General features: G+C 27.2%; 21 protein-coding genes. 1 reads left to right on the top strand and 20 read right to left on the bottom strand.

Annotated features, from left to right (window positions below):
- Positions 1-31: 31 nt before the first annotated feature.
- On the bottom strand, positions 32-1,330 hold the full coding sequence (locus BN1865_RS17590) for an HlyC/CorC family transporter (RefSeq protein WP_050638547.1): 1,299 nt from the start codon (positions 1,328-1,330) through the stop codon (positions 32-34).
- A gap of 144 nt (positions 1,331-1,474) precedes the next feature.
- Here BN1865_RS17590 and BN1865_RS17585 point away from each other — a divergent pair, with 144 nt between their 5' ends.
- On the top strand, positions 1,475-2,155 hold the full coding sequence (locus tag BN1865_RS17585; protein ID WP_050638546.1) for a gamma-glutamyl-gamma-aminobutyrate hydrolase family protein: 681 nt from the start codon (positions 1,475-1,477) through the stop codon (positions 2,153-2,155).
- Here BN1865_RS17585 and BN1865_RS18645 read toward each other — a convergent pair.
- From BN1865_RS18645 to BN1865_RS17500, 19 genes are all read right to left on the bottom strand, one after another.
- Complete coding sequence (locus tag BN1865_RS18645; RefSeq protein ID WP_198527307.1) at positions 2,147-2,293, bottom strand: hypothetical protein; 147 nt, start codon at positions 2,291-2,293, stop codon at positions 2,147-2,149. The genes BN1865_RS17585 and BN1865_RS18645 overlap by 9 nt on opposite strands.
- A 68-nt stretch (positions 2,294-2,361) precedes the next feature.
- A complete protein-coding gene (gene fucO, locus BN1865_RS17580) occupies positions 2,362-3,507 on the bottom strand; it encodes a lactaldehyde reductase (protein ID WP_050638545.1) in 1,146 nt (381 codons plus the stop codon).
- 338 nt (positions 3,508-3,845) lie between these two features.
- Positions 3,846-4,670: a hypothetical protein gene (locus tag BN1865_RS17575; RefSeq protein WP_050638544.1), complete on the bottom strand. Its 825-nt coding sequence runs from the start codon at positions 4,668-4,670 to the stop codon at positions 3,846-3,848.
- A gap of 650 nt (positions 4,671-5,320) precedes the next feature.
- Positions 5,321-6,721 carry an O-unit flippase-like protein gene (gene wzx, locus BN1865_RS17570; RefSeq protein ID WP_050638543.1) on the bottom strand — a complete coding sequence of 467 codons (1,401 nt, stop codon included), beginning with the start codon at positions 6,719-6,721 and terminating at the stop codon, positions 5,321-5,323.
- A 2-nt stretch (positions 6,722-6,723) separates the two neighbouring features.
- Entirely contained in the window at positions 6,724-8,073 is a 1,350-nt protein-coding gene (locus tag BN1865_RS17565; protein ID WP_050638542.1) for an O-antigen polymerase, read from the bottom strand.
- Complete coding sequence (locus BN1865_RS17560) at positions 8,070-9,185, bottom strand: glycosyltransferase family 4 protein (RefSeq protein ID WP_050638541.1); 1,116 nt, start codon at positions 9,183-9,185, stop codon at positions 8,070-8,072. Before BN1865_RS17560 ends, BN1865_RS17565 begins: the two co-directional genes overlap by 4 nt.
- Complete coding sequence (locus BN1865_RS17555; RefSeq protein WP_050638540.1) at positions 9,148-9,981, bottom strand: glycosyltransferase; 834 nt, start codon at positions 9,979-9,981, stop codon at positions 9,148-9,150. Before BN1865_RS17555 ends, BN1865_RS17560 begins: the two co-directional genes overlap by 38 nt.
- Positions 9,981-10,874, bottom strand: a complete 894-nt coding sequence (locus tag BN1865_RS17550; RefSeq protein ID WP_050638539.1) for an alpha-1,2-fucosyltransferase — start codon at positions 10,872-10,874, stop codon at positions 9,981-9,983. The genes BN1865_RS17555 and BN1865_RS17550 overlap by 1 nt, the downstream gene beginning before the upstream one ends.
- Position 10,875: 1 nt before the next feature.
- Positions 10,876-12,042, bottom strand: coding sequence for a Coenzyme F420 hydrogenase/dehydrogenase, beta subunit C-terminal domain (locus BN1865_RS17545; RefSeq protein WP_050638538.1), 1,167 nt, complete (start codon positions 12,040-12,042; stop codon positions 10,876-10,878).
- Positions 12,035-13,177 carry a polysaccharide pyruvyl transferase family protein gene (locus tag BN1865_RS17540; protein WP_050638537.1) on the bottom strand — a complete coding sequence of 381 codons (1,143 nt, stop codon included), beginning with the start codon at positions 13,175-13,177 and terminating at the stop codon, positions 12,035-12,037. The genes BN1865_RS17545 and BN1865_RS17540 overlap by 8 nt, the downstream gene beginning before the upstream one ends.
- A gap of 48 nt (positions 13,178-13,225) precedes the next feature.
- Positions 13,226-13,969 (bottom strand): glycosyltransferase family 2 protein, encoded by a 744-nt coding sequence (locus BN1865_RS17535; protein ID WP_050638536.1) that lies wholly within the window; start codon positions 13,967-13,969, stop codon positions 13,226-13,228.
- Complete coding sequence (locus BN1865_RS17530) at positions 13,962-14,606, bottom strand: sugar transferase (protein ID WP_050638535.1); 645 nt, start codon at positions 14,604-14,606, stop codon at positions 13,962-13,964. Before BN1865_RS17530 ends, BN1865_RS17535 begins: the two co-directional genes overlap by 8 nt.
- A 163-nt stretch (positions 14,607-14,769) precedes the next feature.
- Positions 14,770-14,901, bottom strand: a complete 132-nt coding sequence (locus BN1865_RS18875) for a hypothetical protein (RefSeq protein ID WP_232780444.1) — start codon at positions 14,899-14,901, stop codon at positions 14,770-14,772.
- Complete coding sequence (locus BN1865_RS18870) at positions 14,859-15,137, bottom strand: PglD-related sugar-binding protein (protein WP_232780438.1); 279 nt, start codon at positions 15,135-15,137, stop codon at positions 14,859-14,861. The genes BN1865_RS18875 and BN1865_RS18870 overlap by 43 nt, the downstream gene beginning before the upstream one ends.
- A gap of 70 nt (positions 15,138-15,207) precedes the next feature.
- Positions 15,208-16,194, bottom strand: a complete 987-nt coding sequence (locus BN1865_RS17520; RefSeq protein WP_050638534.1) for an acyltransferase family protein — start codon at positions 16,192-16,194, stop codon at positions 15,208-15,210.
- A 336-nt stretch (positions 16,195-16,530) separates the two neighbouring features.
- Complete coding sequence (locus BN1865_RS17515) at positions 16,531-17,028, bottom strand: transcription termination/antitermination NusG family protein (RefSeq protein WP_050638533.1); 498 nt, start codon at positions 17,026-17,028, stop codon at positions 16,531-16,533.
- A complete protein-coding gene (locus BN1865_RS17510) occupies positions 17,028-17,528 on the bottom strand; it encodes a transcription termination/antitermination NusG family protein (RefSeq protein WP_050638532.1) in 501 nt (166 codons plus the stop codon). Before BN1865_RS17510 ends, BN1865_RS17515 begins: the two co-directional genes overlap by 1 nt.
- Positions 17,529-17,801: 273 nt before the next feature.
- Positions 17,802-18,350 (bottom strand): TetR/AcrR family transcriptional regulator C-terminal domain-containing protein, encoded by a 549-nt coding sequence (locus tag BN1865_RS17505; protein WP_050638531.1) that lies wholly within the window; start codon positions 18,348-18,350, stop codon positions 17,802-17,804.
- Between the two features lie 68 nt (positions 18,351-18,418).
- Entirely contained in the window at positions 18,419-19,390 is a 972-nt protein-coding gene (locus BN1865_RS17500) for a sensor domain-containing diguanylate cyclase (RefSeq protein ID WP_050638530.1), read from the bottom strand.
- Positions 19,391-19,515 lie beyond the last annotated feature (125 nt).

Genomic DNA, 19,515 nt, shown 5'->3' with positions numbered 1-19,515 from the left:
TTTCCCTCCATTGATTAAGAAAGGAAAAACATTAGTCATGCTTTTCCTCATTTTCCTCTTCTTCATGTTCTTCTTCATTTAAAAGTTCTAATTGCAATGAAACAATTCTATTCTTATCTATTTCTTTAATTGTTAATAAAACATTATCAATCTTTAAAACCTGGTTAAGTTCTGGACTCCCATTACATTGTCCTAATACCAAACCGCCAATTGATTCAAAATCTTCTGAAGCAAACTCAGTTCCACATGTTTCGTTCACTTCATCGATATTCAAACTTCCATCAATTGTATAAAGATTATCATCTAATTGAATGATAGAATCTTCAATCTCATCATATTCATCATCAATTTCACCAACAATTTCTTCAACAATATCTTCTAAAGTCACAATTCCACTCATAACACCATATTCATCTAATACAATCGCTAATGAAACATGCTCTTTACGCATTGATTCAAAAACATCAGAAATATGATTAAACTCATAAACAACAAATGTTTCACGCATAAAATCTTTGACATCAAATTTAGATTTGACAACCTTTGATAACATTAGATCTTTAATATGCAAAACACCTATAATTTCATCATATGAATCTGAATGAACAGGAATTCTTGAAAATTGACTTTCTTTAAAAATTTTCATCAAATCATTGTATGTGACATCATCGGCCACACTCACAACATGAATTCTAGGTGTCATAATTTCTTTGATTTCAGTTTCACCAAATTCAAAGACATTATGAATCATTTCTTTTTCTTCATCTTCTAAGACACCTTCTTCATGTGAAACTGTGACAATGGTTTTTAAATCTTCTTCTGTCATTGTTGGTCCACTGACTGTGTCACCACCCAACAAATGAATAAAGACACTAGAAATAATATTTAATATAACCACTACTGGCGAAAAAATAATAGTTATCAATTTAATAAAACGACACACACCAAATGAAATAGACTCTGCATTCTTCGTTGCTAAAGATTTTGGGGTAATCTCTCCAAAAATCAAAATCGCTAATGTGACAACACCAGTCGCTACTGCCACACCAGTTCCCTCATTACCAAATATAGAAATGACAAACGAAGTTGTGAGTGATGATGCCGCAATATTCACAAGATTATTGCCCACCAAAATAGAACTTAATAAACGATCTTGATTGTCTAATAAACTATCAACGATCTTTGCTTTTTTATTATTCTCTTCTTCTGCTAAAGTTCTTACTCTAATTTTATTAACCGCCATAAATGCAGTTTCACTCATTGAAAAAAGTGCTGACAAAGCAATTAATATAATAAACATGAAAATCATAACTATCTGACTCGGGTCCATCTATTGTTAATCTCCTTATGATTAAATTTATTCAATAGTAATATAATTTAAAAGAATTGTCAAATTCTTCGCGTATTTACATATATATTAGTATAATCAATTTTTATGAATTATCAATAAATAAAATACATTTGAGGTAGAAATATGTTAAAAATTGCCATTACTTTAAGAAAAAAAGAAGATCATATGACTTTTTTTATGAATGAAACTTATTATCAGTTTCTTCTTCCCTATTTTGATATTGAACTTGTTGTTCCAAGAACTCATCATCATTATAGTGATATAGTCAAAAGAAATGATGCTTTACTCATTTGTGGGGGTAATGATATTAACCCTCATTATTATCACCAAAGAACACATGTTTCAAACATCCAAGAAGATGAACTGATTGAAACAATGGATTTTGCTTTGTTACAACAGTTTTATCATGCTCATAAACCTATTATTGGCATCTGTCGTGGCATTCAAATCATTAATGTCTTTTTTAAAGGAACACTCTATCAAGATATTGATAGTCTTTATCAGACATCTATTCAACATCAAAAAGGTTATCATGATGTTTTGATTCAACCTCATTCATTATTGAGTTTGTATTTTCCTGATAAAATACAAGTTAATTCTTTCCATCATCAAAATGTTAAAGACATAGCACCATCTCTTAAATTGAGCGCAATGAGCGAAGATGGATTAATTGAAGGCTTAGAAAATCATCTCATCATAGCTGTTCAATGGCATCCAGAAAGAATGCCACCATTTCATCAAAAACAATTTATCATAATGATGATTGACTTTATTTCTCAAAATAAGAACTCCTATTTAAGATGAGGAGTTCTTATTTAATAATTCCATTATTGCTTTGTGCTGTTTTTTTCTTTGTACCAGAAACAATATGGGAAAGACAACACTACAAGCTGCTATAATTCCTAAAAAAGCCATGATTAATGTCTGATTAATTAATTCCATCCTCTCAACTCCTTGAAAGTATTATAACACAATCAAACAATAAAGAAAATGCATGTGGAATACATGCATTATAATAATGATTGATATAATTCTTTAATCTCTGCTACACTTGTTTCTCTTGGATTACCAGGACGACAAGCATCAGCATATGCAGATTCGCTCAAGAAATCTAAATCTTCGACTTTGACAATATCTTTTAAATCAGCAGGAATTCCGACATCTTGAGATAATTTCTTAACAGCATTAATGGCTGCTTGACGATATTCTTCTTGACTCATACCTGTTGTATCAACACCCATAGCTTCAGCAATATCTTTATACTTTGTTCCCGTTGCAGGAGCATTGTATTCCATAACTGTTGGTAAAATAATAGCATTGGCTACACCATGAGGTGTATCATATAATGCTCCTAAAGGATGAGCCATAGAATGAACAATACCTAACCCAACATTAGAAAATCCCATTCCAGCAATATATTGTCCTAAAGCCATACCTTCTCTACCTTCAGGTGTATTTTCAACAGCTCCTCGCAAAGAACGAGCAATGATTTCAATGGCTTTGATATGGAACATATCACTCATTTCCCATGCTCCAGCAGTGATATAACCTTCAATTGCATGTGTTAATGCATCCATCCCTGTAGCTGCTGTTAAACCTTTAGGCATACTTGACATCATATCTGGATCAACAAATGCAACAACTGGTAAATCATGTGGATCTACACATACCATTTTACGATCTTTTTGAGCATCTGTAATGACATAGTTAATTGTGACTTCAGCAGCAGTACCTGCTGTCGTTGGAACAGCCAATATAGGTGTACAAAGATTCTTTGTATCTGCAACACCCTCTAAACTTCTTACATCTGCAAATTCAGGATTTCTATCAATAATACCAATACCTTTTGCAGTATCCATAGAAGATCCTCCCCCAATTGCAATGATATAATCAGCTTTAGCATCTTGTAATGCCTTTACACCATTTTGTACATTTTCAATTGTTGGATTTGCTTTAATATCAGAATAAATAACATAATCTAAACCAGCTTCATCTAATAAATCTGTTACTTTTTTTGTAACACCAAATTGAATTAAATCAGGATCAGAACAAACCATTGCTTTTTTAAATCCTCTTGCTTTAACTTCATTAGGAATTTCTTTAATTGCTCCACTTCCATGATAACTTGTTTCATTTAAAATAAATCTGTTTGCCATATCTCTAATCTCCTTTGTTTTTATCTATTCACATTTTATCATTCATGTGAAATTAAAAACAAGTGACAGATAAATCAATCTGTCACATTTCAAATCACTTTTCATATATCTTTATATAACTGATGAAAATAAGAAAAGGATTCTATAATACAATATACTTGCTATCAAATTAAAAATCATATCTTTCCTAATTAAAAATTGTTCATGACATATTCTCAACAACTTTAATCTTGCACATTTAAGAATTCACTGTTTTATAAATATTTTTAGTCATAATTCTATATATTTAATCACCAATAATAAAAATACCTGTTCAGAAAAAGACACTAAGTTACTTGTTAACCTAGTGCCTCATCATCTAATTCAGTTTTATTTATAAGATATTTGCTAGAAAGTGATTTATTATCAATCACTACCATTAGTGGATTAAGTTCATCAGTTTTAACAAAACCTTTATCATATTTATAAAAATATAATCTAAGCATCATCATAGTAAGTATATGATATTGCTTTTCTTTATAAGTTAATTCTTCATAATTTTCAAAATATATATCATCAATTGGTACTAAGTACTCAAACTTATATAATTTACTTTGTTCTAAATAATTATCGATAATTTCATCATCATTATCTATATATTCATAAAGATGTCCAAAGAATTCAGGACCATATTTTACTATTTCTAATATTTCATTATTCATTAATTGATCATCAAAAGCATATCCCTTAAATGCATAATTATATTTAAATCTATATTTTAAATAATGTTTATATCTATCTTTCTCAGGAATATCAACCTTGTTTCCATTAACATACATTTCAATTTCATTATCAAATTTGAATGTAAGTCCATATTCTTTTAAATAGTTTGAAAAACTATTGTCTCCTGTTAGTAAGTCTAACAGACTTAATCCTTCATTATCATTATCATTTAGTCTTCTAGATATGCTATAGAATGGAATTGATTCAATATTATGTTTTAAATTTTTCTTAACTATACTGAAATAGCAATCATATAATTCATCAATATATAGTATTTGATGATCTTGTTGAAACATGTAGTAGCCAGAATCAATGATATCTAGTATGACTTGTTCTTTTAATTCTAATGCTGAACATAATGAATCCAGTATATCTTGATATGATGTAGTTTTTAATTGCATTGTTTCACCTCCATTAAAATAATTACAAATTATAATTATGTTTTAATCCAATTTTAATAATATTTTCTTTAATTCATATGTATCTTTAGAAACTAAACCTATAATATAAGTGCCCATTTTAGTTATTATCTATTTTATAGTTACTTCATATATACGAAATAATAAATAAATGATTATTTAGATGAAAATTCCTAGAAAAGTAATTATCATTGAATAAAATAGATAATAAGTTTCTTACCATTAACGTAATGCTTATAGATATTCTAAAAAAATTTAAATATAATAAGAAATATTACTAATATCTCAAAATATCAATAACTACATTTTTAATATTTATCTTATTATTTCTAATAAGAAACCATATAGAGCATATTACAAAAATAATATTTCCTTGTTGACCGAAATTTCTAATCAAAATAAGAATAAAATTAATAATTACTCTAATAAAATTACTCAAATTCACATAACTAAAGAACTCATTATTCTAGTAAAATGATATAGTATGGCTAAGAACAATTAATAATATTGCTATTATCCTTAACGAATCTATACCACTATTTCTTCTTAAATTAAACTTATTATAAAGGCTAAATATTCGTAATCTCTTGTTTTTATAATTACGATCTTCTTAAAATATTTTGCATTTAGTTTTATAATTTTTTATCCTGTAACACACTAATAAATTTTTTATATTTCATTGTAAAATTCAACGATAACTCATTATCAACCAATCTTGGCCAGTACCAAACGTTATATATCAATTGACTTATTATCTGGGCTATTCCAAGTCCAATAATCCCCAAATCAAAATATTTTAAGAATATTAATGATAATAATAGGCATACTATCGCTGAAAAAAGAAATGACTTATAATAGATTAATCTATTAGTTCCTGCTAAATAGCAAGCATAACAATCTCTATATTTTAATACGCCTTGATAAACGCAAAGAAGCATTAACACAGAAATATTAAATGTCATTTGTGGACGCATATGTTTAAGAATAGGAATAATTATTACTATTACAGCAATTGAACCTATAACATATAAAAGTCCAAAAACAATAATTGAGAAAGAAAAAACTCTTTGCGAATATTCTTTTTCTCTCCTAGCATACGCTTCTTGTAATGAAGGCTGATAAACACTGAAAAGGGATCCAGAAATTTGAGCAATTGCTGAGAATAACTGCACTATCAATCCAAATTCTCCTGTTGCCGTCAAGCCTAAATATAGAGAACATAAAATCGTCGTAACCTGATTCGAAATATAATTTGCTATTGAAACAACTCCATCTTTCCATGCGTTATACCATACTACTTCAAAAATCTGTTTAATATCACATCTATCAATTTTGGATTTTTTGTTAAGATTCATTGAAATATCATCAATAGAGTAAAATGCTCTTTTACATAATATTCTGAAAATCATTCCATAAATAACATATGCAATTGCTACACCGATTAAATTTAATCCTAAATACAAAAGAACTACAGTCACAGTTATTTGTACTACTTTAGCAATTGTTCTAATTTTATTTACTGTACCAACTTCTCCTACGCCTCGTAAAAACGCATCATAGTAACCATAAAACAAATTTAGAAAAACACCTATTGCATAAATAATCCATGCATATAAAATATTCATATTAAATATTTCTTTAGACACATATATTATATAAATTGTTCCAATTGTTGATAATCCTATAAAAGCTACTATTGAAATAAAAAAATATATTAATTGACAAGTTTTAATTACCTTTCCAAGCAATAAATAATTCGTTTTAGCATCCTTATTGGCCTGCATTACTCCTTCTTTTTTTAATTCATTAACCCCACTCCAACAATAAGATACATTCCTTGAAAACATTGAATTAAAACCAAAATCAAATAAAACTGAAATACTTCCTAAAGAGACAAATACATTCCAAAGTCCATAAGTATCACTATCTAAATACAATACTAAAAATGGTATCATTAAAAAATTCGAAAACAATGAAACAATTATACCTACCCAATTCCAAATCACATCATATTTTGTTATTTTTATTTTCATATTTACCGCACTCCACCATAACTAGAATTGTTATTTTTTGATAAATTAATTTTCATTTTAAATTTACCATTAAAAAATATAATAATATAAACAATAGCTAAAACAAATTGAACATTACTGTACATATTATAAAGAATAAACATCGCAAGCGATTGCATAATATTTAAATATATCAACATGTTGAACATAGTCTGCTTCCTCAATACTTTTATATAGAAATACTCAGAAAGCATTCCAAAAAGTGTACTAAAAAAACAGATACCAAAAACTCCATAATCTGCATAGAAATAAATAAATCCTGTAGTACAAAAATTATATAGTTTACCCGAAGTATCTATAAATACAATTCCACCTCTAATTAAATCCCACAATAATTGTCCATTAGAAAAAAACTGTAATGTATTATGGAATAATATTTCATAAATAGTATTAAACATATTATAAAATCCATAAAGAGTTACTTGTCCCATTGAATACAATGGCTGAATCTGTGAATCATTTAGTTTTTGCGAAAAGTTAGGCAATGCACCGATAATATATCGGTACATTGAATTAAAAAAGGTTTCAGACTGTTGATTGATTCCTGAACTTCTAATAATTGTTGATAAATAAATTGCAAATATGATAATACAAAAAATAATAATTATTTTTTTCTTTTGTTTTTTATCAACAATGCTATTTCTACCATTCCTTAATAAAAGAAGTGAACTAATTATATAAATTACAGGATACACAAACGCCATTCTTTCAGCATTTGTAAAGAAGAATAATATATCAAGAATGATTGCAAGTATTAATAGTTTTTTCTTACGTTCACATATAAATTCTATACAGGAAACAGGTAAAGCAATAAAAAGAAATGGTACAGCAAAATACGAATGCAGTATAACCATAATTGTTGAGTTAGCACCATTCAATGAATTCGCAGCAACATATCGTAAAGCATAAAGCGAATTACCTTGCAATAAATATTCAATCGATGGTATAACATAAATAAACTCTATAATAATTGCAATAATTACACATTTAATAAGAATGTTGTATACATGATTCCATTTCTTGATTTCTAAATTTGTAAACTTAAACATAGACTTAGAACCAATATGACCCGAAAAATTTCCAGAAAGTAATCTAATAAATATAGCTCCTAAATTAAACAAAAGTATTCCAATAAGAATATAATCAAAAACTATTGTATTAACACTATATATACCAAACAATCGAAAAGAATATAATAAAACTAAAATAAAAAACGCACCATTAAATATCATAATTGGATTAAACAAATTTTTTTCAGTAATATAAGAAAAAACCATAAAAAATAGTATAACTAACATTAAAAAAACTATCATTTGTTTTCCTCCTTTATATTACATAATTCTTCTTGAATGATTAAATAAAATTTTTCTTTTAAATAGTCAATATTAAATTCTTTTGAAATTTGTAAACTTAAATTTCCAAACTGCTTACACATTTTATTATTATTAAATAAAAGAGAAACAGCTGCAATCAATCCATCTTTATCGTCAATTTCACAATACAAAGTATTATTATTAGTAGTAAACTCATTTATGCCACCACACTTTGTAGTTACAATAGCACAACCACAAGACATTGCCTCTAACACAGTTAACCCATAACCTTCCGATTTACTAGTACAAAGAAAAACTTTAGTATTATTCATTATTGCGCTTACTTCATAAGGACTCGCATTTTGTGTGTATTTAATCCATTCAGGCCAGCTATCAGGTCTTTTTGGAGTGCCAAATAAATGTGCCTCAAGTAGAGGGTACTTTTCTTTCAAAGCGAGTAAAACATCTATACCTATATTTGCCCCCTTTAAAACACTATTGTGAAATAACATTGAAATAGTATAATTATTTCTAGTATTAAATGGTTTACTTTCAGTAAAAATATTACAATTAATTCCGTTTGGTAAGTACTCAACCTCTGAACTAGAATATTTACTAATAATATCTTTCAGCCATTTAGATACTGTAATTTTTTTCATATTAAAAGAATATGTTTCATGTAATTCTTCTTCGCTAATTTCCCAATCTTCATATCCTTGAATAAAATATATTTTCCTGCTCTTCGCCTTGTCAATAGAATTTATAAATATTGCTGATCGAGCAACTGTAGCAATATAAATATATGAAGAAGGCAAAAGTTTTTCATCAAAACAACTAATAGTTTTTTGAACAACTCTTTTATCTAAATCAAACCATTTTGGACCATTTTTTGCCATTATAAATCTCATTCCTAAAATAATTGGTTTTGGAATTCCTTTTGAATTCTTACCATTACATCCATTATAAATTAAACAAACTGTTAACCCTTTATTAACAAGATAATTAGAGTATTCATACACCATTTTATATCCACCAACTATTTTATTGGTTGGCATAGGCAATACAAAAACAATATCATACTTTTTTCCCCATTCTGTTTTTTTTGAAATCATTTATACCCTCCTTTACGCAAATAATTTTTTTTAATTTTTCTTGCTCATAGAACAAAATATTTAAAAAATGCTTAATAAACTGCAAAACACTAACATAAGCACTAATTTGATATTTGTGATTATAATATAATCTATTTCTAGCTATATAATAATGTCTAATAGCACTATGTGTTGCATAACTATTTTTATAATTATTACCAAGCTTTTGCTCCAAAATAGCACTATTAATACGACATATTTTCCCTCCTTTTTTGATTATTTGCGTACATAAATCCATATCCAACCTATCTATAAAGTAATTTTTATCAAAAAATATTTCTCCATAATCGCAAAGTCTTAGAATAGTTCCCGAAGTAATGCACCATTTGATCAGTTCAAATTCAAAAAATTTTTTTTCTTGTTCTTTACGTTTTTCTTCATTATTAATAACACTTATCTTCGGGCAATAAATAGTAGCTAATTGGATATTTGATTTTATAAAATTAGACATTATTTCTAAATCTTTATAATCAATTCGACTGTCTTGATCTAAAAACATTATGAATGGAAATTTTTCTTTTTTTGCAATCTTACACATTTTATCACATGCAATACCTAATCCATTGTTTTCACCAGAAGTTATAATCATAATATTTTGTTCAGTAAAATCTAAATTACTATTTGGTGTATTATCATATATGTAGATTTTTTCAAACCAATTACTTAACATCATTATGTTTTCCACATCATCTATAGTTGGATAGAATGTTGTAATTCCAGCACAAATATTTATAGTGTTATTTTTATCAGTTCTCATCAAATCTTAACAACTCCTTCATAATATTTTGATGAATAATTTATTGAATTGTTCATCCATTTTTTTGGAGCAATTATTACTTTTTCAGAAAATTCACCTAAATATGCTCCCCACCATGAAAAAGAACTATTAGAAATGATATAATGCTTGCACTTACTTAAAAGGTACATACCTTCAACATCAGTCATATTTTCAATATATGTTGAAGGTATATTTAATCCCAATTCTTTAGCTCTCTCAATATCATCAGCAAAAATAAAGAAATAGGCATTTGGAAATTTTTCTTGTATCACTTGTATAGATTTCAAAAAATATTCTTTTGTGCATACATTGTGAACATTACTTTTTAGATAATCATCTTGCAGTCTAATGCTTATTGCTACAGGACATATACAATTTGTTATACTTGAATAATAGTTTTTAGCAGTATTAGATATGTACTTATCATCTAATAAAAAAAGTTTTTTTATATATTCTTTATTCCCACGAAAATACTCTTCTGCTAAAAAATACCCATATACATCTACAACGTCTTTTTTTGAATCTGGAAATCCATAATAATCTGAATCAAACGAATAATAATGACCCATTTCACAAAAAAAGTTATACCATTTTATTCCCATTTGTTTTCGCTTTCCTATAACAAATTGAAGTAAATGATATATCCTTTGAGAAATACGTAGTCGTTTATATTGGATTTTACTATAGTCTTTGTAAAATTCTATACCATCATCTAATCTGAATTTTTGTATAGAACATGGTCTTATTTTATAATTATTATATGAACTAGTGTCTATATATAATTTTTTGTTTAGTTTTTTAGCCAATATAGCCGAATAAGCAACTTGAGACATTTGATTTCCTAATCCACCTATCATTCTTAAAATAATCATCTTATTTTCTCCTTTGTCGTACGAAAGTTATTACTTTTATTGGTAAAAATTTCATAATTATAATTTTTATATTTTTTTTTATTCTAATTTTAAAAGGAATTGTTTTCTTTATAGTGTTATCTAAGTTTGCACAGGTATCAATATATTTTATAAAGTTATCATAATATGGTGATTTTTCTCCTTTACAAATAATCGATTTATTTCTAGAAACAATATCATTAATAGTTTTCTTTTTATATTCAAAATTAGGCAAATTACTAAATAATTCATCTTCTTTAATTCTGTCATTCATAAATATGATTGCATTATTTCCATCTTCAGAAAAAAATTCTTTATCATCTTCTAATCCCCAATAATCCCCAACTAATATGTCTGCCTTAATAGAACTTAGTTTGTATTTGCAAGAGTAACATGCTTCATTATTTAGAATATTAAACGCTTCAAAATATGATGTATTTTCCCATAGTCTTTTATCTATAACTCTATTATCATTAGCTAAATAAAAATAATCTTTTCCACCATATTTTTTTCTTAGTTGTATACAATTAAAATTTTCATTGTATTTACTAAGAAATTTATTATGAACTTTTGTACTAGTGGGTCCATGGCATACTAATGCTACGAGTAATAAATTATTATATTTTCTAGAAAAAGCATTGCTTAATGCAGTTATAACACAAGGTAATCCTATAATTAAAACCAGATTAGTTTCATTTAGTTTTTTTTCTAGCAAAGCTATGTTTGGATTAGTAGATTGACAATATTTTACACCACGTATTTTAGATAAATCTTTAAAATTATTTACACATATATATTCTGTTAATTTAAAATCTTCACTATATGCTACTCCAAAAACACATCCATTATTTTTGATTACATATTTAGATAATGCATCACAAAATCCCCCACTTGTAGATTTAATTCTTTCTTCTTTAACCATATACTTTCCGGCATAGCCTCGCATACTTTCTATTAGATTGTATTCTAACTCGATATTGGCGATACAGTTTTTTTGACACTGTAAACAACCTATACATTTTTTACTATCAATTTTTGCATAAAGAAAACCTTCATTGTTATTTTCAAAATATATAGCGTCATTTTTACAAACACTTTCACACACCCCACAATTAATACATTTCTTATAATCATTAGAAGGACTAATCATTTTCTTCACCACTATTTAATGCTTTCTCTAAATATTCTATAGAACTGTTATTATATGCACTTAATTTTTTATTAACTTCTAAGTAATCAATCACTCTATTTGCATATGTTTCTTGTAATCCAGATTTTTTAACTATTTGATTCTTTAATCCAAAAAAATTTAACAACGTTATTTTTCTATCATCTTCCCCATAACTGAAAAATACTTTATTAAAAATAATAGAGAATGAAACAGCATGAAATGAGTCAGTAACAATATATTCAGCGTTTTTTATTAATCCTAAGAATTCTTTTGGACCAATACCATTAGGAACTTGATTAATTGTTGAACTCAAATCATTTTCCCATCCAGGAGAAGTAATGCATATTAATTCTAACCCTAGTTTGTCAGCAAGTTTCTCGCATTCAATTGATCGTTCTTTCTTATTTCTTTGAATTAAATACGCAAACAAATATTTTTTCTTAGTATCAGGTTCTTTTGCAATTTCGTCCCATTGTGCTTTATCCAAAAGCATTACAGGATCACAAACCAAACTAACATTATCTATTCCTAATGATTCAATTAAATTTTTTGCACCACTTTCTCTTACTGAAATAGCCTTATAATCCTTTATTTGTTTAAATAATTTTTGTCTTGAAGTTTCCCCTAAATCTAAAACTTGCATACTAGCAGCATAAGAGATACATTTTTTCTTATCTTTAACAAATTCTAAAAAATATTCGTCTGTGCAATAATCCATATTCCAAACCTGATCACTTCCAGTAATATAAAAATCATAATTATCACTTATTTGAGAAATATTTGATTTATTATATTTGGATGTATGTGGTATTTCTAATATAAAATCATCAAATTTCTTAATAGTATTATTATATTGCATAGTAAACGTTCCACTATTTTTAGATGATTTCCATCTTTGAAAATGATTTATAATAAATTCTTTTTTCTTAGAATAAGGCCACTTCATAAAAACTTTTCCCTTATTTTTTAAAAAACCACCACTAACTCTATCGAAATCTATTTGTTTTGCTGTATATCCCTTTTTATTTAGAAAACTTGTCATAGCATATGCTTGAAGTTGTCCACCATAATTATAATTTTTATGATATATAGTAATAATTGCTATTTTTTTCATAATTTCCTCCACTTTCATATTATCTCAATACCCATTCTCCCAAAAACACTATCGTTTTAACACATTAATAGCATAGTAAAAGTAATAATATAAACTTTTCAATATAGAGAAATGATGATATTTTCTATACACAGTCCATTGTTTCTTTGCAGCTTCTATTTTATTTCCACTTAATGACGTAGAATTAATTCTATAATAGGCAAGAACTTCATTTATTCCATAAGCAACATATCCTCTTTCCAATACATTTATCCATGTACATTGATCTTCAGCATGTGAAATGTTTGGCATTTCAATACTTCCCACTTCTTCAACATTTATAATAACTGTTAAACAGCCTATAATGGTATTTTTCAATATATCATTTTTTTCCATTTTATGTGGTACGGATATAACTGACTTAACATCTTGTGTTGTTGTTATAAATTTTGCATATGAAGAGTACGTTATATAATAATCATTTTTTTCCATAAACGAAATTTGATTTTCTAATTTATTCTTTGCCCAGATATCATCACTATCTAAAAAAGCAACGAAAGATCCCTGCGCTTTAGATAAACCAATATTTCGGGCATTTGATACTCCTCCATTTTTATTTAATGACACCAACTTTATTCGTGAATCTTCTAGTGAATATTTATTTACTAATACAGATGTTTTGTCTGTAGAACAATCATCAATTATAATCATTTCCCAATTTTGATAAGTTTGATTCAATACACTATCGATTGTTTCTTCAATAAATTCTTCACAATTATATGCTGGAGTTATTATTGAAACTAACTTATCCATGCTTATTAACCTCGCTATCACTTTTTCTTGTTCCTGTACTTCCTTCTACTACACCGTCATGTTTGAGGACAGAAACAATTGTGCTAAAAAAACATTTTATATCAAAAACAAGTGAGAAATTTGAATAATACTCTCCATCCAATTTTGCCTTTACTTCTATCTCTAATTCATCCCTACCATTGATTTGTGCCCACCCAGTTAATCCTGGTGTTATATCATTAGCAAAATATTTATCTCTTTCTGCTATTAAATCATCTTGATTCCATAAAGCAGGTCTTGGTCCTATTACGGACATCTTGCCTGTAAAGATGTTAAAAATTTGAGGTAATTCATCTAAAGAAGTCTTCCTTAAAAACTTACCAGTTTTAGTAATAAATTGATCTGGATCTTTTAACATATGAGTAGGCATGTCTCTAGGAGCATCTATTCTCATAGTTCTAAACTTATAAATCTCAAATAGTTTTTTATCTTTACCAATTCTTTTTTGCTTAAATAGTACTGGTCCTGGTGAATCTAATTTAATAACTAAAGCTAGTAGTCCAAGTATTGGACTTAATACAACAATTGCAGCACCACTTAATATAACATCAATTCCTCTTTTGAGTGGCAAATACTTTTTTTGTTTTTCAGTTATCATTTTTTCCTCCATAATTTCCCAAATTAAAAAAATGGCTACATTTTGACACCATCTTTAATTATTTTTCTCTTTTCAATTATTGTGTTCATTTCAATTAAGCATTGACTGCCTATACTTACATATTTTTTTATTATTGTATTTGGACGAATTATCGTCCCAGTATTTACAAAACATATTCGTCAATTTGAACATCATGATTTATAACAACATTAGAAGCAATTATACTTCCCTTACCTATCTTGCTATTGGCTTCTACAACCGAATATGTGAATAAAACACTTCCACATCCAAAGATTCGTATTTAGATACTACGCTAGTAAGGTGCTTTAATACTGATAATGAATATCCAATTTCTTTCGCTCTTAATAACAAATTACTTCTAGCCACATTATTGCCTATCGCAATATGAATATATGTGTATTCTGGATAATATGAACTCATCTCATCAATTGGTTCAATAACCTCACAATCATTGATTAGTTCATTAATGTGATTATCATCAAGAAAGGATATCCTATCGAATACATTCATATCTCTTGCAATATCCAAACAACAACGACCATGTCCACCTGCTCCTATTATTAATAAATTCGTTCTACAATTAACCCACCATATTTATTCTATTTAAATAAATACAAATTTTTTTATTTATTAAATCAATATATTTGCATATTATCACAACAAAAAATAAGCAAATAGGTATCATTAATAACATTACAAATGATGTATCTATTTTGAATATTCGAGCAATTTTATCAAACGGTCTAATTATTAGTACATGCGCTAAATAAATAGTGAACGAAATATCTCCAATCATTTTTAAATGACTCGACTTTAATCCCGATAAGTCAACATCCAAAAATCCTTTTATTAAAACTGTAGTAATTAACGCCTGAATAATAAATCTACAATCTAATATAGTGTTTTGAAAAAATAAACGTAATCCTGGAAAGAAAAAAATAAGAACTAACATAATAGATATGAATGAAGTTATAATTTTATTATTTGAAGTAAATTTTAAATCTTTAATTCTATACAAGATAAAACCATAGACAAATTCAATCATAATTGGACTATTCAAACTAATCACAAACTCATTATGTATGATGAAAGAAACAATAATAGCTAACACTATCCAAATCGTAATTTTTGTTTCTAGCCTTATCTGTTTAAAACATGAATTGCATAGATAAACAATTATATAAAAATAAAAAATATATGTTAAAGTCCATCCAGGTGGAATGAAAGGAGTTTTACCAGGAATTAATAGAAGTGAATATATCAGATTTTTAAAACTAAAATCTAAAGTATTAAAAATGCTGGGTATTATTAAACCAACTATATAAACTAATACTGTTAGAATCCAATACATTGGTAATATTGTGATGAATTTTCTTTTTAGATAATGGTCAGATAAATTTCCCCCTTTTTTATAATAATTAAATATTGTTAAATATCCTGATAAAATCAAAAAAACTTCTACTCCTGCACTACCAAATCCGTATTTATTAAAAAAAGTAAAATGATTAAGACACACAAAAATACATGCAATCCCCCGAAGTACTTGCAAGTTATAATTCTTTTCCATTAAATTACCTCCCCATCTTTAAAAGAAACTTAGCTTTTCTCAAACTGTTTCTTATAATCTTTTTACCAATCTTGTTCTTTGTTATTATCTTTTGGTTCTAAGTTAATAATAATTTGACTGTTAAAAGTTTTAATAAAGTAGTTATTTGATAGTTGCTAATTTTATTTCTTCTATTATCTTTAACAAATTTCCCACCTCTCTTTTGAACATAAAAAAACAGGTTCATCACCTGTTTAAGCCATATTTATGGGCTAGAAGATACAGTTCCCCCTTACCCCAAATAAACTAGCTTTTATGTTCCAAATACAAGTGTCAGCCAGTTAACCAACGTAACACTCAATTCTTGCTTTTAATTTCAACACCTAGAACTATCTTTCTATCAAAGAAAGGTAAATCTAGTTGTGCTATACAATGATGCTTAATAACTCTAATAATATGATCCTGATAATGAAGTAATGGTCCACTCGTAATAACTGTCTTACCATTTTCTTGATACCCAACAGATACTCTAGCAACATACTCATCATCTAATACAGTATTAAAGAATTCTATTTCTTTTTCTCTTAGAGCAGATACTTCAGCATTCTCTAATTGTTTAATAAGTCCATCATTTTCTTCTTTCATAGACAACAAAAGATTATTAAAATCACTTTGATTCATGTCTGACTTTACAAAGATATAGTTATTAAACATATCTCTTACCGTCTTTGTCTTTGCTTCCCTATGAAATACTTCACTTTTAGGTATAAAGGCAGTAAGTTCTTCTCTTTGATTCAAATTAGAAAGTATTTTATTTGTTTTATTACTTAATACATATAAGACATACCAATTCATTAATATTCAATCTCTATTGCAACCATTAGTTTTCCAGTCAAAATACTAGTATCTAATGTTGCTATTCTTCGATGTTTATCAACTTTTTTAATCATATCTTCTAAACCTACTAAGGGACCATCAGTTGGAACAAATTTCTGATCTACAACAATTCCTTTTGTATGTTTGATCGTATCAGCATTATCTAATAACTTTTCTAATAAAACCTGTTCATTACTAGTAAGTGGATATGTATCTTTATATTCAAGTAAATCTATCAATCCACTAATAGTTTTAAAATACTCTTTAAATCTTTTATCAAAGCTTTCCATATCCAGACTACTCTTGATAAACACATAATCGGGATAGAGTTCTTTAACGATAAATTCAATAGTCTTTCCTTGTCTACCAAACCATCTTTCACTTTTAGGTATAAAGGCGTTCATGTTTGCTTGTTTATTTAATGTACTCACAAGTTTCTTTGTTTTACCAGCTTTACATCTGGCAACATACCAAAACATATAACTCCTCCATCCATTACCTTTTCGCAGAATACAATATTCTGCGAAAAAAAAGACAATGAACAATCTATTATTTCATTATCTCTAATATTTATCTTATTAAATGTGATATTTTTATGACAAATAAGTCTAAATGAAAGCAAAATTTGTTAAATTCGGTTGAAAATTCATTGAACTATGTTATAATCTGTTTCGTAGAATATTGTATTCTGTGAATGAAATGATAAAAAGGCCATTAATAAAGAATTAAAACTTTATTAATGACCTTTTCTATTATTGTAAATCAGATAGAAGTTTTTCTAATTTTGGTGGTAAAGCTTCAATTAATAAGTCAGCTATCACTTCTGGTGATTCTTGCATCCCACCAATAGCCCAATCAACTGTCATTGTAATGGAACCATGACAATACATTTCTAGTAAGAACATAATATCAGAAGGAATATCTCCAATTTTCTTTTGAATAATATTTTTATAAAATTCTAAGATACACTGATAATCATAGTTTTCAACATTATTATAATCTTTAGAACGAAAAGCTTGCATAAAAAAGACTTTATCATTAAATAGAAATGTAAATTTCTTAATCAAACCTTCTCTTAAAGTAGAAGAATTTCCAATTTGACGAAATGATTTATCCGCTAATTTTTCAAAATACCAGTTCACCAGATCATATTTATCCTGAAAATAGCGATAAAAAGTTTGTCTTGTCATCCCACTATGTTTCACAATATCTGTCACTGTTATTTTATCTAATGGACGTTTATTCATTAAATCTTTAGCACTTTGAGCAAAAAGATAACGTGTTTGTTCATGTTCATTCACAAAATCACCCCTTTATATTATAAAAGAAACTCATATTTGAAACAAGAAAAAGTCGTTTCAATCACGACTTATCCATAAATCTTATGTTTTCCATCTTTCTTTGCCTGATATAAGCATTGATCACAACGTTCTAATAAATGATGAATACTTTCATTATCAATCGTAGCAATACCAATACTCATTTGAATATTTTGATGAAAATCTCCTGAATGTAGCTTTTGATTTTCAAAAGCCTCTAATATATCCTTTGCAATCTTTAATGCTCCTTCTTTTTGATAAATAGGAATAATCACTAAAAATTCATCTCCCCCATAACGACAAGGATCAATTGTAGGATAATATTGTCTTTTAATATTCAATAAAATTTCACCAACATAATGAATGACTTCATCACCTAATGTATGACCATAAGTATCATTAATCTGTTTGAAATTATCTAAATCTATTAATAAAATAGAAAACGGTGTTTTTTCTTCTAAATATTGTTGATACAATGAATTTAACTGTGCCCGAATAAATCTTCGATTAAATAAACCACTTAAACTATCTTTTGTATTCTCTTGTGTTAATTCTTTATTCAATTTCATCAATTGTGCATTCTTTTCCTGACTTTCTTGTAATACTGATAAATCATTACTCACATCTTCAGTCACAACAAAAATACCAACACATTCCCGATTATCATCATAAACAGGATATTTTCTGGTATGAGCAATTTTAAAAAATCCTTGTTGATTTAATCCTTCTACTTCAAAAATATTAATCGCTTGACCTGTTTCCATTACATTTTGTTCATCTTTAAATGCTTGAGAAGCATGTTCTAAAGAGGAAGGAAATAAATCAAAATCAGTCTTTCCTAAAACTGAATCAGGATTCTTTTTAAATTCAGGATGTTTTTGATAAAATTGATCATTAACATATAAGATACGACTTTGCCGATCTTTAAAAAGAATAACAATCGGCATAGGCGATTTAATTATTGTTTCTAACAGATATTCTAAATCCATATGATATTCTATTTTTAATTTTGCTAAATTCATTATCATCACCACTTTCATTTTAGCATCTCTAAAAGAAAAGTAAACTTATTTAGATATTCTCACATAATCTTCTTGTTGTCATATGTATGTAAATTTGTTAAAATAAGAACACTAGGAGGCATAAA

It is taken from the genome of Candidatus Stoquefichus sp. SB1 (assembly GCF_001244545.1).
GTDB lineage: Bacteria > Bacillota_I > Bacilli_A > Erysipelotrichales > Coprobacillaceae > Stoquefichus.
Note: the sequence above shows the minus strand (reverse complement) of the source record. Positions and strands in the feature narration are given on the sequence as shown.

What these genes read in the sequence shown, in the direction of transcription:
- BN1865_RS17590 (WP_050638547.1), bottom strand. Translation starts at nt 1,330, where the DNA reads ATGGACCCGAGTCAGATAGTTATGATTTTCATGTTTATTATATTAATT.
- BN1865_RS17585 (WP_050638546.1), top strand. Translation starts at nt 1,475, where the DNA reads ATGTTAAAAATTGCCATTACTTTAAGAAAAAAAGAAGATCATATGACT.
- BN1865_RS18645 (WP_198527307.1), bottom strand. Translation starts at nt 2,293, where the DNA reads ATGGAATTAATTAATCAGACATTAATCATGGCTTTTTTAGGAATTATA.
- fucO (WP_050638545.1), bottom strand. Translation starts at nt 3,507, where the DNA reads ATGGCAAACAGATTTATTTTAAATGAAACAAGTTATCATGGAAGTGGA.
- BN1865_RS17575 (WP_050638544.1), bottom strand. Translation starts at nt 4,670, where the DNA reads ATGCAATTAAAAACTACATCATATCAAGATATACTGGATTCATTATGT.
- wzx (WP_050638543.1), bottom strand. Translation starts at nt 6,721, where the DNA reads ATGAAAATAAAAATAACAAAATATGATGTGATTTGGAATTGGGTAGGT.
- BN1865_RS17565 (WP_050638542.1), bottom strand. Translation starts at nt 8,073, where the DNA reads ATGATAGTTTTTTTAATGTTAGTTATACTATTTTTTATGGTTTTTTCT.
- BN1865_RS17560 (WP_050638541.1), bottom strand. Translation starts at nt 9,185, where the DNA reads ATGATTTCAAAAAAAACAGAATGGGGAAAAAAGTATGATATTGTTTTT.
- BN1865_RS17555 (WP_050638540.1), bottom strand. Translation starts at nt 9,981, where the DNA reads ATGAGAACTGATAAAAATAACACTATAAATATTTGTGCTGGAATTACA.
- BN1865_RS17550 (WP_050638539.1), bottom strand. Translation starts at nt 10,874, where the DNA reads ATGATTATTTTAAGAATGATAGGTGGATTAGGAAATCAAATGTCTCAA.
- BN1865_RS17545 (WP_050638538.1), bottom strand. Translation starts at nt 12,042, where the DNA reads ATGATTAGTCCTTCTAATGATTATAAGAAATGTATTAATTGTGGGGTG.
- BN1865_RS17540 (WP_050638537.1), bottom strand. Translation starts at nt 13,177, where the DNA reads ATGAAAAAAATAGCAATTATTACTATATATCATAAAAATTATAATTAT.
- BN1865_RS17535 (WP_050638536.1), bottom strand. Translation starts at nt 13,969, where the DNA reads ATGGATAAGTTAGTTTCAATAATAACTCCAGCATATAATTGTGAAGAA.
- BN1865_RS17530 (WP_050638535.1), bottom strand. Translation starts at nt 14,606, where the DNA reads ATGATAACTGAAAAACAAAAAAAGTATTTGCCACTCAAAAGAGGAATT.
- BN1865_RS18870 (WP_232780438.1), bottom strand. Translation starts at nt 15,137, where the DNA reads ATGAATGTATTCGATAGGATATCCTTTCTTGATGATAATCACATTAAT.
- BN1865_RS17520 (WP_050638534.1), bottom strand. Translation starts at nt 16,194, where the DNA reads ATGGAAAAGAATTATAACTTGCAAGTACTTCGGGGGATTGCATGTATT.
- BN1865_RS17515 (WP_050638533.1), bottom strand. Translation starts at nt 17,028, where the DNA reads ATGAATTGGTATGTCTTATATGTATTAAGTAATAAAACAAATAAAATA.
- BN1865_RS17510 (WP_050638532.1), bottom strand. Translation starts at nt 17,528, where the DNA reads ATGTTTTGGTATGTTGCCAGATGTAAAGCTGGTAAAACAAAGAAACTT.
- BN1865_RS17500 (WP_050638530.1), bottom strand. Translation starts at nt 19,390, where the DNA reads ATGAATTTAGCAAAATTAAAAATAGAATATCATATGGATTTAGAATAT.